Source organism: Amycolatopsis sp. NPDC088138 (assembly GCF_044741685.1).
GTDB lineage: Bacteria > Actinomycetota > Actinomycetes > Mycobacteriales > Pseudonocardiaceae > Amycolatopsis.
Map to the genome: position 1 here is coordinate 35355 of NZ_JBIUTB010000006.1, position 13056 is coordinate 48410.

9 protein-coding genes are annotated in these 13056 nt (G+C 72.0%); all 9 read left to right on the forward strand.

Annotated features, from left to right (window positions below):
• Positions 1-2 precede the first annotated feature (2 nt).
• Positions 3-1010, forward strand: a complete 1008-nt coding sequence (locus ACIOD2_RS31800; RefSeq protein ID WP_400546310.1) for an enediyne biosynthesis protein — start codon at positions 3-5, stop codon at positions 1008-1010.
• Positions 1011-1063: 53 nt separating this feature from the next.
• Positions 1064-1621 carry a DUF5987 family protein gene (locus ACIOD2_RS31805; RefSeq protein WP_392772044.1) on the forward strand — a complete coding sequence of 186 codons (558 nt, stop codon included), beginning with the start codon at positions 1064-1066 and terminating at the stop codon, positions 1619-1621.
• A complete protein-coding gene (locus ACIOD2_RS31810) occupies positions 1618-3270 on the forward strand; it encodes a GMC family oxidoreductase N-terminal domain-containing protein (RefSeq protein WP_400546313.1) in 1653 nt (550 codons plus the stop codon). Before ACIOD2_RS31805 ends, ACIOD2_RS31810 begins: the two co-directional genes overlap by 4 nt.
• Positions 3271-3298: 28 nt before the next feature.
• On the forward strand, positions 3299-4093 hold the full coding sequence (locus ACIOD2_RS31815; protein ID WP_400546316.1) for a TIGR03084 family metal-binding protein: 795 nt from the start codon (positions 3299-3301) through the stop codon (positions 4091-4093).
• 154 nt (positions 4094-4247) lie between these two features.
• The gene (locus ACIOD2_RS31820; RefSeq protein ID WP_400546319.1) at positions 4248-10073 is read left to right on the forward strand and encodes an SDR family NAD(P)-dependent oxidoreductase; all 5826 of its coding nucleotides are present in this window, start codon (positions 4248-4250) and stop codon (positions 10071-10073) included.
• Positions 10070-10522: an acyl-CoA thioesterase gene (locus ACIOD2_RS31825; protein ID WP_323336586.1), complete on the forward strand. Its 453-nt coding sequence runs from the start codon at positions 10070-10072 to the stop codon at positions 10520-10522. Before ACIOD2_RS31820 ends, ACIOD2_RS31825 begins: the two co-directional genes overlap by 4 nt.
• 3 nt (positions 10523-10525) lie before the next feature.
• Positions 10526-11101 carry a flavin reductase family protein gene (locus ACIOD2_RS31830; RefSeq protein WP_400546322.1) on the forward strand — a complete coding sequence of 192 codons (576 nt, stop codon included), beginning with the start codon at positions 10526-10528 and terminating at the stop codon, positions 11099-11101.
• 53 nt (positions 11102-11154) lie between these two features.
• The gene (locus ACIOD2_RS31835) at positions 11155-11334 is read left to right on the forward strand and encodes a DUF6222 family protein (RefSeq protein WP_400546325.1); all 180 of its coding nucleotides are present in this window, start codon (positions 11155-11157) and stop codon (positions 11332-11334) included.
• Complete coding sequence (locus tag ACIOD2_RS31840) at positions 11331-13046, forward strand: acyl-CoA carboxylase subunit beta (protein ID WP_400546328.1); 1716 nt, start codon at positions 11331-11333, stop codon at positions 13044-13046. Before ACIOD2_RS31835 ends, ACIOD2_RS31840 begins: the two co-directional genes overlap by 4 nt.
• Positions 13047-13056 lie beyond the last annotated feature (10 nt).

A 13056-nucleotide genomic window follows, 5' to 3' on the forward strand; every position in this document is an offset into this window, starting at 1 on the left:
TCATGGTGACGCCCATAACGACCAATGTGGACACTGCACCGCCGAAGCGGACCAACAAGGTCATCACGGCCCTGCGCCGCTTCGCCATCTCGATCTCGATCTTCAACATCCTCGGCTACACCGTGCTCGGGTTCGAGCAGCCGTGGCTGTACCCGTTCGTCGCGCTGGCGACCGCGTACACCACGGAGATCGGCCTGGAGATCCTGAACGCCCGCGTCACCGGCCGGGACGTCCGGTTCCGCGGCAACGGGTTCCGGGGCCTGGTGGAGTTCCTGTTCCCGGCGCACATCACCGCGCTGGCGCTGAACATGCTGACCTACGTCAACGACCACATCTGGGCGATGATCTTCGGTGTCGTCGTCGCGGTCGGGGCCAAGTGGGTGCTGCAGGCGCCGGTGTTCGGCCGGATGCGCCACTACATGAACCCGTCGAACTTCGGGATCACCGTGATGCTGCTGGTGTTCCCGTGGGTCAACATGACTCCGCCGTACCACTTCTCGGAGAAGGTCGACACCTGGATCGGCTGGCTGATCGTCGCGGTCATCCTGATCTCGGGCACGGTGCTCAACTCGCTGCTGACCGGCCGGATGTGGCTGATCGGGGGCTGGCTGTCGTTCTTCGTCGTCCAAGCGGTGCTCCGCGGGGTGCTGTTCGGCACGGCCATCCCCGGCGCGCTGGCCATGGGTACCGGGATCGCGTTCGTGCTCTACACGAACTACATGGTGACCGACCCGGGCACCTCACCGTCGAAGCCGTTCTCACAGTTCGCCTTCGGCGCGGGGATCGCCCTGATGTACGGGTTCTTCACGGCCTCGCACATCGCCTACGGCCTGTTCTTCGCCACCGCTTCGGTGTGCCTGATCCGCGGGATGTTCCTGTGGGGCCTGCACTTCTCGAACAAGGCGCGGATCAAGTTCGAGGCCGAACAGGCCGCGAAGGCCGAGGCGCCGGAGAAGCCGGCCGCGCCGGTGATCGCCGCGGCGGGCGAGGACAAGCCGCTCGCGGCGTGACCCGCACGGGCAGTAACGCTCTACTTGGGACAGTTTGCTGAGGAGGCAGGCCGGTGGCAGGCGAAGAAGAGGACAGGGTCCTGACCCTGGAGGCGTACGCCGACACGATCGTGCCGGGTGAGAAGCGGTTCCCGGAGGATCGCGCGGTGGCCGGCGCTTCGCCGGGGCCGGGCGCGGTCGCGGCGGGTGCGCTGGACCTGATCAGCTGGGAAGCCACCGGCATCACCGCCGGCCTGCCTTACCTCGCGCAGTCGCTCAACGACCACGCGAAGTCCTACGCCGGTGAGGTCGAGCTGGAGATCGACACCGACGTCCCGCCGTTCGTGGCGCTCCCGTACGAGCACCGGCGGGCGCTGGTGACCCGGCTGACCAAGCCCGGCCACCCGGAGAAGGACGGGTGGGTGAGCCTGGCGATGTTCTGCAACATGGCCTTCGACAGCGCCGCCCACCTGCCCACCGCCCAGGCGATCCGGGACGGGCACCCCGGGCTGCTGGCCCTGGGCTACAAGCCGCCGGACGCGGACGGGTTCTGGCGGTTCCCGAAGTTCTCCTACGGCCGCAAGCTGGCCGAACCCCACCCCGACACGACGCCCTCCGGGAGTCCCGCATGAGCGCGATAGAGAAGACCGACGTCGTCATCGTCGGCAGTGGCTTCGGCGGCTCGATCCCGGCGTACCACCTCGCCGCGGGCGGGGCGAAGGTCGTCGTGCTCGAACGCGGGCCGTGGCTGGCCGCGGACGAGGTCGAGCACGACTACGCCCTCGGCTCGTCCTACACCCGGGCGTTCGACTTCGTCGCGGGTGACGGGATGAGCATCCTCGGCGGCAACTGCGTCGGCGGCGGCAGCGTCGTCTACTTCGCGGCGATGCCGCGGGCGCCGAAGTTCGTCTTCGACCGCCACGGCAGCATCGGGCGCCGCATGTGGCCGTCGGTGATCAGCCGGGACACGCTGGAACCCTGGTACGACCGGGTTTCCGAGTCGATCCCGGTGTCCCAGCAGGACTGGGACGACGTCTCCTACGCGGGTGGCCTGTGGGCCGCGGCCTGCGACCACTCGGGCCGGACGGCGAACCCGGCACCGGTGGCGGTGGACAACGACAAGTGCGTCAACTGCAACTTCATGATGGCGGGCTGCCGGTTCGACGCGAAGCGGTCGATGCTGACGAACTACCTGCCCGCCGCGCTGGCGCACGGCGCGAAGATCCGGCCGCTGCACGAGGTCGAGCGGCTGGAGCGGACCGAGACCGGTGACTACCGCGTCCACTACGACCTGATCGACGAAGAGGACTACCGGGTGCACACCGGCACCGGGGTGATAGAGGCGAAGATCGTCATCATCGCCGCGGGCGCCGGTGCGACGCCGGTGATCCTGCAGCGGTCCGAAGCGGCGCTGGGCACGATGCCGCACGCCGTCGGCCGGTACTTCTCCGGCAACGGCGAGCGGCTCAACACCGCGATCATCAACGAGGACCGCGTGCGCGAGGTGCTCGGACTGTCCCGTGAGGACGGTGCGGTCTACGCGGCCAACCACATCGGCAAGGGCCCGACGGTGGCGAACTGGGACAAGCTCGACGGCTCGCTGCCCGAGTACGAGCGGTACTCCCTGGAGCAGCTGTACTTCCCGCCCGGGCTCGGCACGATCCTCGCGCAGGCGCCCGGCGGCGAGGAGCCGCGGTGGTTCGGCGCGGAGAAGAAGGAAATCCTCAAGCAGTGGTCCAACTGGCTGACGATCTTCCTGATGACCGAGGACGACAACGAGGGTGTCTTCGGCACCCCGCCGCCCACCGGCAACGCCTACCGCATCTCGCAGCAGATGCTGGGCCGCGGGTCGCTGCGCTACGACCCGACGCCGAACACCCGGCGCGGCTGGGCACTGGCGGACGCGGACTGCAAGGCGATCATCGAGAAGGACGGCATGGCGAAGGTCGCGCCGTGGACCAACGACGTCGTCGGCGCCTACACCGTGCACCCGCTGGCCTCCTGCCGCATCGGGGACGACCCGGCGACCTCCGCGCTGCACCCGAACCACGAACTGCGTGACCACGCGGGCATCTTCGTCACCGACAGCGCGTCGGTGCCGGGTGCGCTGACGGTGAACCCCGCCATGACGATCGCCGCGCTGGCCGAGCGGGCCGTGCCCGGCATCGTCCGCGCGCTGGCCGCCCGCGGCGTCGACGTCACCTACGGCGCCCCGGCGCCCGACGGCTCGATCACCGGCCGCCGCGCGGTTTCCAAGCTGGACCTGGTGGCGGGCAGTTGAGCCGGCCCAACGAGAGGACAGGGACAAAGTGACTGACACGACGGGTGTGCTCGCCGACCTGACCGCCGAGGCCGCCGAGGTCGACGCGCTCGTGGCCGGCCTCAGCGAAGCCGAGTGGGAGACCCCGACGCCCGCACCGGGCTGGCGGGTGCGGCAGCAGATCGCCCACCTCACCTTCATCCTCCGCATCGCCGGCCTGGCCGCCGCGCAGCCGGAAGCCTTCGTCGCGATGACGAAGTCGCTCACCGGCGGGCTCGACGTGGCCGTCAACGCCGCGCTCAAGGAGTTCGAGCACGACCCGGCGGAGGTGCTGCTGACGAAGTGGCGCGCCGACCGGGACAACTCGATCAAGGCGCTGTCCGCGGTGCCGGGCGACCAGCTCGTGCCGTGGCTGGTGAACCCGCTGCCACCCTACATCCTGGCGTGCGCCGGGATGATGGAGCTGTTCGGGCACGGCCAGGACATCGCCGACGCGCTCGGCGTGCGCCCGGTGCGCACCGACCGGCTGCGCCACCTCGTCGGGTTCGCCGTCCGCGTCCGCGACTTCGGCTACGAGGCGAACGGCCTCACGCCGCCGGAGACCGAGTTCCGGTTCGAGATCACCGGTCCCTCGGGCGAGCTGTGGACGTTCGGGCCCGAGGACTCGCCGGAGCGCATCACCGGCGGTGCGGAGGACTTCTGCCTGCTCGTGACGCGGCGCCGGCACCGCGACGACCTCGGCCTGCGGGCCGAGGGCGCGCTGGCCGACCGGTGGCTCGACATCGCGCAGGCGTACCGCGGCCCGGCCGGCGAAGGCCGGACGCCGGGCCAGTTCGACGGCTGAGCGTGCTTCTGTCCACTGTGGACTTGAGTGCGGATTGTCGCTGCGTGCGGCCTGGGTGGCCGCAGGCATGCAGAAAGAAGACACAACCGGCAGGCCGGGCCATGCTGGACCGGACCGGTTATCGGGGCACGAGATCCAGTGGGAGTGCGGTGGCATGAGCGGTGAGCGGATTTCGATCGTGGGTATCGGTCTCCGGTACCCGGACGCAGGTTCACCGGAGGAGCTCTGGGAGAACGTGCTGGCCGGCCGCCGGGCGTTCCGGACGCTGCCCGACGAGCGGATGAACCGGGCGGACTACTACTCGCCCGATCCCAAGGCGCCGGACCGTTTCTACGCGCAGAAGGCCGCGGTGCTGCGCGACTACGAGTTCGACCGGGTCGCCCACAAGGTGGCCGGCAGCACGTTCCGGTCCACCGACACGACGCACTGGCTCGCCCTCGACGTCGCCGCGGCGGCGCTGGCCGACGCCGGTTTCCCCGAGGGGGAAGGCGCGCCGAGGACGGCCACCGGCGTCGTCGTCGGCAACAGCCTGACCGGTGAGTTCTCCCGCGCCAACGTCCTGCGGCTGCGCTGGCCCTACGTCCGGCGCACCGTCGCCGCGGCGCTGAGCGAGCGCGGCTGGGGCGACCAGGAGACCGGGGACTTCCTGCGGGAGCTGGAAGTCCAGTACAAGGCGCCGTTCCCGGAGATCAACGAGGACACCCTCGCCGGCGGCCTGGCGAACACCATCGCCGGGCGCGTCTGCAACCACTTCGACTTCGCCGGCGGCGGCTACACCGTGGACGGCGCCTGCTCGTCGTCCCTGCTGTCGGTGGTCAGCGCGGCCAACGCGCTGGTGCAGGGCGACCTCGACGTCGCCGTCGCCGGCGGCGTGGACCTGTCGATCGACCCGTTCGAGGTGATCGGCTTCGCGAAGACCGGCGCGCTCGCCAAGCGGGACATGAAGGTCTACGACGCCGACTCCAACGGCTTCTGGCCCGGCGAGGGCTCGGGCATGCTCGTCCTGATGCGCGAGAGCGACGCGATCGAGCAGGGCAAGCGGATCTACGCCTCGGTAGCCGGCTGGGGCGTGTCCTCCGACGGCAAGGGCGGCATCACGCGGCCCGAGGCGGCGGGGCACCGGCTCGCGCTGAAGCGCGCTTACACCCGGGCCGGCTACGGCGTCGAAACCGTTTCCTACTTCGAAGGCCACGGCACCGGCACCGCGCTCGGCGACGCCACCGAGATCGAAGCCCTCTCCACCGCCCGCCGCGACGCGGACCCGCTGGCCAAGCCGGCGGCGCTGTCGACGATCAAGGGCAACATCGGGCACACCAAGGCCGCCGCCGGCGTCGCCGGGCTGATCAAGGCGACCCTGGCCGTCTACCACCAGGTGATCCCGCCGGCCACCGGCCACTTCGACCCGCACGAGTCGCTGGTCGGCGACTCCGCGCGGATGTACGTGCCGAGCGACGCCGGGCTGTGGCCGTCGGATCAGCCGGTGCGGGCCGGCGTGTCCGCCATGGGCTTCGGCGGCATCAACTCGCACATCACGGTGTCCGAGGCCCCCAACGCGGCCCGGCGGGCGGAGCTCGACGAGCGCTCCCGCAGCCTGGTCGCCGGCCGTCAGGACGCCGAGATCCTGCTGTTCGACGCCGACGACGTCGCCACCCTGCGCGGCCGCCTCGCGGCGCTGCTCGAAACGGTGCCGAAGCTGTCCTTCGCCGAGCTGACCGACCTGGCCGGCGCACTCGCCGGTGAGCTGTCGGGCAAGCCGGTGCGGGCCGCGGTCGTCGCGGCGAACCCGGAGCAGGCCGAGCGCAAGCTGACCAGGCTGCTCGAGCTGCTCGAAGAAGACGACTCGGTGTTCGAGGGCGTCGACGGGATCTTCTGCAGCTCGCGTCCCACCGAGCCGAAGATCGGGTTCCTGTTCCCCGGCCAGGGTTCGGGCCGTGGTGGCGACAGCGCGCTGCGCCGCCGGTTCACCGTGGCCTCCGAGATCCACGACGCGGCGGGGCTGCCGGCGGTCGGCGACCAGGTCGCCACCGACGTCGCCCAGCCGCGGATCGTCACCGGGTCGCTCGCCGGGCTGCGCGTGCTGCGCTCCTTCGGCGTCGAAGCGAGCACGGCGACCGGGCACAGCCTCGGCGAGCTGACCGCCCTGCACTGGGCCGGCGCGGTCGGCGAGCGCGAGGTGCTGAAGCTCGCCAAGATCCGCGGCCGCGTGATGGCCACCGAGGTCGGCCCCGGCACGGGCGCGATGGCGAGCATCGTCGCCTCGCCCGGCCGGACCGAGGAGCTCGGCCTGGGCACCGACGTCGTCATCGCGGGGTACAACGCACCCCAGCAGACCGTGATCTCCGGGCCGGTCGCCGCGGTCGACCGCGTGGTCGCCCAGGCGAAGGCCCAGGGGGTCGGCGCGGCGCGGATCAAGGTGTCGCACGCGTTCCACTCGCCGGAGGTCGAGCCGGCCGCGACCGCGATGATCGAGCGGCTCGGCGAGTTCGACTTCGCGCGGCTCGAGCGCCCGGTGGTCTCCACGGTGACCGGCGACGTCCTGCACGCCGCGGAGAACCTGCCGGAGCTGCTGCGCGAGCAGATCGTGCTGCCCGTCCGCTTCCGCGAGGCGGCGGCGAAGGTCGCCGAGCGCAGTGACCTCGTGATCGAGGTCGGCCCCGGCCGGGTGCTCACCGGCCTGTTCGAGGAGATCGCCCCGGCCACGCCGGTGCTCGCGCTCGACACGGACAACGGCTCCCTCGCCGGCGTCCTGCGGGTGCTCGGCGCGGCGTTCGCGCTGGGCGCACCGGTCGGCCTGGAGCAGCTGTTCGCCGGCCGCGTCGTCCGGGACCTGCCGGCCGACGGGAACTTCCGGTTCCTGGCCAGCCCGTGTGAAGCGGCACCGGCGATCGACGCCGAGCTCGCCGCGGAGGTGGCGGCCGAGCGGGCCGAGGCCGACGCGTCCGAGACGGCCGACACCGGCAGCAGCACGCTCGACCTGCTGCGCAAGCTCGCGGCCGAACGGGTCGAGCTGCCGCTGGAGGCGGTCACCGCCGACACGCACCCGCTCGACGACCTGCACCTGTCCTCCATCACGGTCGGGCAGCTGGTCAACGACGTCACCCGGGCACTGGGGCGTCCCGCGCTGGAGGGGATGCCGAACTTCGCGACGGTCTGCCTCGGCGAGCTCGCCGAGATGATCGACGAGCTGGCGCAGACGGCCAAGCCGGCGGACGCCGCCGGCAAGGGCGAGGCGCCCGGCATCGGGCCGTGGGTCCGGCCGTTCGCGGTCGAGTACCTGCCGGCGGCCCGGCCGGTGGCGGACATCGCCACGGGTGAGGCGGCCACGCAGTGGCAGGTCTTCGCCACGCCGGGGCACCCGCTGGCCGAGCCGCTGCGGAGCGCGCTCGCCCGCAGTGGCGCCGGTGACGGCGTGCTGCTGTGCCTGCCCGCCGACTGCGACGAGAGCCACGTCGGGTTGTTCCTCGACGCGGGCCGGGCGCTCATGTCCGCGCCCAACGGCACGCGGTTCGTCGTGGTGCACCACGGTTACGGCGCGTCCGGCCTGGCGAAGACGCTGAGGCTGGAGGACCCGTCGGCGAAGACCACGATCGTCGACCTGGCCGACCCGTCCCCGGCCGAGCCGGAGGCGATCGCGGCCGCGGTGACGACGGTCGTCGCCGAGGTCGCCGCGACGACGGACTTCATCGAAGCCCGTTACGACGCCGAAGGTGCCCGCACGGTGCCGCGGCTGGTCGGGATCCCGGCGGCGCCGGCCGAGCCGAGGGCCAACACCCTCGACAACACCGACGTCCTGCTGGTCACCGGTGGCGGCAAGGGCATCACGGCGGAAAGCGCGCTGGCGATGGCGAAGGACTCCGGTGCGAAGCTGGCGCTCCTCGGGCGCAGTGACCCGGAAGAGGACGCCGAGCTGGCGGAGAACCTCGACCGCATGGAGGCGGCGGGCATCCGCCACCGCTACGAGCGGGCCGACGTCACCGACGCCACGGCGATCGCCGAAGCCGTCGCCCGGATCCAGGCCGACCTCGGCCCGGTCACCGCGGTGCTGCACGGCGCCGGCCGCAACGAGCCGGCCGCGGTGTTCAGCCTGACCGAGGACGCCTTCCGCAAGACGCTGGCGCCGAAGATCGACGGCCTGAACACCGTGCTCGACGCGATCGACAAGGACCGCGTCAAGCTGCTGATCACCTTCGGCAGCATCATCGGCCGCGCCGGCCTGCGCGGTGAGGCGCACTACTCCACGGCGAACGACTGGATGACCGAGGCGACCCTGCGCTTCGGCCAGGAGCACCCGCAGGCGCGGGTGTTCGCCCTGGAGTGGTCGGTCTGGTCGGGCACGGGCATGGGCGAGAAGCTCGGTGTGGTCAGCGCGCTGATGCGCGACGGCATCACGCCGATCCCGCTCGACGACGGCATCGCCATCCTGCGCCGCCTGCTCGCCGACCCGGCCGCGCCGCCGGTGCTCGTCGTCTGCGGCCGGATGAACGGCCTGCCCACGCTGCCGATCCAGCGGCGCGAGCTGCCGCTGACCCGGTTCATCGACCGGACGGTCGTGCACTACCCCGGGGTCGAGCTGATCACCGAGGCGGAGCTGTCCGCGGGCAGCGACCCGTACCTGACCGACCACCTGCTCGACGGCCAGCTGCTCTTCCCGGCCGTGCTGGGCATGGAGGCGATGACCCAGGTCGCGACGGCGACCCTCGGGCGCGGCGGCACGCCGGTGCTCGAGGACGTCGAGTTCCTCCGGCCGATCATCGTCTCGCCGGGCAAGTCGACCACGATCCGGCTGGCCGCGCTCGCCCGCGACGGCGAGACGGTGGACGTCGTGGTCCGCAGTGAGGAAACCGGCTTCAGCGCGGACCACTTCCGGGCCCGGCTGAACTTCGCCCGCCCGGAGGTGCTCGGGGAACCGGCGCCGCGGACCGTCGCCCTGCCGGCCGTGCCGGTGGACCCGATCCACGAGCTCTACGGCTCGGTCCTGTTCCAGGGCAAGCGGTTCCAGCGGGTCGTCGGCTACCGCCGGGCCAGTGCCCGGCACGCCGTCGCCGAGATCGCGACCACCGCGAACGTCTCGTGGTTCGCGCCCTTCCTGCCGCAGGACCGGCTCCTGGCCGACCCGGGCACCCGGGACGCGATGATGCACGCGATCCAGTGCTGCGTGCCGGACGCGACCCTGCTGCCGCAGAGCATCGAGAAGCTCTACCTGGCCGCGCCGGGCGAGCAGCACGACGAGTACGTCCTGCTCGACGCCCGTGAGCGGTCCCAGGACGGCGACAGCTACCTCTACGACCTCGACGTCCGCAACCCGGACGGCACCCTGGTCGAGCGGTGGGAGGGCCTGCAGCTGCGGGCGGTGCGCAAGCGCGACGGCGCGGGCCCGTGGGTCCCGTCGATGCTCGGGTCCTACCTGGAGCGTGCGTGCGAGCGGCTGCTCGGCGGCACCCGGGCCGTGGTCGTCGAGCCGGATCCGGCGGACCGCGCGGTGGAGGGCATCGCCGAGCGGCGGGCCCAGACCGCGCTGGCCGCGGGCCGCAGCCTCGACCGCCCGGTCGAGATCCGCTACCGCCCGGACGGCAAGCCGGAGCTCGACGGCTTCGAGGTGACCGCATCGCACACCTCGCAGCTGACGCTGGCCATCACCGGCAGCGAGCAGCTCACGTGCGACGTCGAGACCGCCGTCGAACGGACCGAAGAGGACTGGGCCGGGCTGCTGGGCGAAGAGCTCGTCGCCGTCGGCAAGCTCCTCGCCGCGGACACCGGCGAAGCGGTCACGGTGGCCAACACCCGGGTCTGGAGCGCGCTGGAGTGCGTGCGCAAGACCGGCGAGATGACCCAGGCACTCACCGTGCGCCGGGTCGAGGCCGACGGGTGGGCCCTGCTCGCCTGCGGCGACGCCATGATCGCCACCTGGTCGACCACCATCGACGACCGACCGGACCCGGTGGTCTTCGCCGTCCTCCACGCAGAGGGGAACCGAGCATGACCGGCTACTACGAGATCCGCCACACGGTCGGCTTCGAAGAGACCAACATGGTGGGCAACGTCTACTACGTCAACTACGTGCGGTGGCAGGGGCGCTGCCGGGAGATGTTCCTCGTGGAGCGGGCTCCGGCGGTCCTGGAGGACATCCGCGGCGACCTGAAGCTCTACACGCTCCGGGTCGAGTGCGAATTCTTCGCGGAGATCACCGGGTTCGACGAGCTGTCCATCCGGATGCGCCTGGAGGAGCTGACCCAGACGCAGCTGCAGTTCACGTTCGACTACGTGCACCTGCACCCGGACGGCGAGCGGCTGGTGGCGCGCGGGCGGCAGCGGATCGCGTGCATGCGCGGGCCCAACTCCGCGACCGTGCCGGTGCGGGTGCCCGAGGCGCTGCTGGAGGCGCTGGCGCCCTACACGACGGCTTCGGCACGCAACGGCAAGGGAGCGTGACCAGTGGGCTCTCCAGGAGCGAACCCCGTCGAGCACCGTCCGCTGCAACGGCTCGCGAAGTCGAAGACACACCGCGCGCTTTCGCCGCAGCCGGCCCTGCGCCAGGTGATGGGGCAGTTCGCGACGGGCGTCACGGTCCTCACCGCCGGCGGTGACGACGCGCACGGGATGACCGCGAACGCGTTCTCGTCGGTGTCACTGGACCCGCCGCTCGTGCTGTGCTGCGTGTCCAAGGCGGCCCGGATGCACGCCTCGATCGTCACCGCCGGCTCGTTCGCGGTGAACTTCCTGGCGGCGGACCAGCAGCGGCTGTCCGAGTACTTCGCCGACTGGCGGCGGCCGGACGGCATGGCCCAGTTCGAGTCCGTGGGCTACACCCCGGGCGCGAAGACCGGCGCGCCACTGCTCACCGGCGTGCTGGCGTGGGTCGAATGCGAGCTCAACCAGGTGATCGAAGGCGGTGACCACTCGATCTTCCTGGGCCGCGTGGTCACCACCGGACGCGGTACGGCCGAGCACGCCCTCGTGTTCTACGGCGGCGGCTACCACCACGTGGACGGCCAGGCCCGAGCGGCGTGAACGGACCAGGTCCCGGCGGAACCGGGGCCGCATCGACAAGAGGAGGCTGAGCCATGACCGCCAGCGACGCAGGTCGTCCGGACGCCCGTTCACCCATGGAGACCCCGGTGCCGCCCGCGCCGGTCGACGCGACCGTGCGCCCGCTGCCCCGGCTCGGCCGGGGCGTGGTCTGGTCGGACATCGTCGCCGAGATCGAGCACGACCTGCAGGAGCGGATGAGGGATGCCGCGTGAGCGGTTCCCTCGACGGCGGCGCACGCCGCGCCGACGAGGCGGACGTCGTGCCCGTGCCGTCCGAGAGCCGCACCGGGCGTCGCCGTCTTCCCCGGACCGGGGAGGGCGGCGACGCCCAGGTGATCGCCCTCACCCCGGCCCCCGCCCCGGCGGCCGACCGGGGGCCCGGCATGCAGTCGCTGCGGCAACGGCGTCGCGAGCTGCAGGAGCACATCGCCGAGGGCAAGCTCGACGCGGTGCGGCGCCAGCATTCGCTGGGCAAGCTCACCGCCCGTGAACGACTCGCGCTCCTGCTCGACGAAGACTCCTTCGTCGAGCTCGAGCCGTACCGGCGGCACCGCTCCTCGGGGCCGGGGCTGGCCGGGAACCGGCCGTACACCGACGGCGTCGTCACCGGCTCCGGCACGGTCGACGGCCGCCGGGTCTTCGTCTACGCCCAGGACTTCACGCTCTTCGGCGGCTCGCTGGGGGAGGCGCACGCGGCGAAGATCCACAAGATCCTCGACCTCGCGATCGCGAACGGCGCCCCGGTGATCGGCCTGAACGACAGCGGCGGCGCGCGCATCCAGGAGGGTGTGCTCGCGCTGAACGGCTACGGCGGGATCTTCCGCCGCCAGGTCGATGCCTCCGGCGTCATCCCGCAGATCAGCGTGATCCTCGGGCCGTGCGCCGGCGGCGCCGCCTATTCGCCCGCGCTGGCCGACTTCACCTTCATGGTGCGCGACACCGCGCGGATGTACCTGACCGGTCCCGACGTCGTCGAGGCCGTCACCGGACGGCGCGTCAGCCACGAGGAGCTCGGCGGGGCCGACGTGCACGGCACGCATTCGGGCGTCGCCACCGTGGTGCACGACGACGAGGAGGACTGCCTCGCCGACGTCCGCTACCTGATTTCCCTGCTGCCGTCGAACTACCTCGAGCCGGCGCCCGCGACCGCCCGGACCGGCGCGGCGGACGACTACCGGCCCCGGCTGGCGGAGATCGTCCCGCCGGCGCCGAACCAGCCCTACGACATGCGCGAGGTGTTCGCCGAGGTCGCCGACGACGGCGAGTTCTTCGAGGTGCACGCCGGCTGGGCGCGCAACGTCCTGTGCGCCCTCGCGCGCATCGACGGCCGCGTGGTCGGGCTCGTCGGCAACCAGCCGGTGGTGCTCGCCGGCGTGCTCGACGGGCCGGCCGCGCAGAAGGCCGCGCGGTTCGTGCGGTTCTGCGACGCCTTCGGCATCCCCCTGGTCAGCCTGGTCGACGTCCCGGGTTTCCTGCCCGGCGTGGAGCAGGAGCGGAGCGGGATCATCCGCCAGGGCGCGCAGCTGCTGCACGCCTACTGCGAGGCGACCGTGCCGCGGATCCAGGTGATCCTGCGCAAGGCCTACGGGGGCGCGTACATCGTGATGGACTCGCGGTCCATCGGGTGCGACCTGTCCCTGGCGTGGCCGACGAACGAGATCGCGGTGATGGGCGCCGAGGGCGCGGTCAACGTGCTGTACCGCCGGGACCTCGCGGCCGCGGCGGACCCGGCCGCGCTGCGCGCCCGGCTCGTCGCGGAGTACACCGAGGAGTACCTCAACCCGCAGTACTCGGCCGAGCGCGGCCTGGTCGACGACATCATCGACCCGGCCGACACCCGCGCCGCGATCGCCCGCGGGCTGGCGATGCTCCAGGACAAGCGCAAGCCCGGACCCTCCCGCAAGCACGGCAACCTGCCGATCTGACGGAGTTGTG

Bases quoted from the DNA above. Each gene is read 5' to 3' on its own strand.
- ACIOD2_RS31800 (WP_400546310.1), top strand. From the start codon at position 3: ATGGTGACGCCCATAACGACCAATGTGGACACTGCACCGCCGAAGCGG.
- ACIOD2_RS31810 (WP_400546313.1), top strand. From the start codon at position 1,618: ATGAGCGCGATAGAGAAGACCGACGTCGTCATCGTCGGCAGTGGCTTC.
- ACIOD2_RS31820 (WP_400546319.1), top strand. From the start codon at position 4,248: ATGAGCGGTGAGCGGATTTCGATCGTGGGTATCGGTCTCCGGTACCCG.
- ACIOD2_RS31825 (WP_323336586.1), top strand. From the start codon at position 10,070: ATGACCGGCTACTACGAGATCCGCCACACGGTCGGCTTCGAAGAGACC.
- ACIOD2_RS31835 (WP_400546325.1), top strand. From the start codon at position 11,155: ATGACCGCCAGCGACGCAGGTCGTCCGGACGCCCGTTCACCCATGGAG.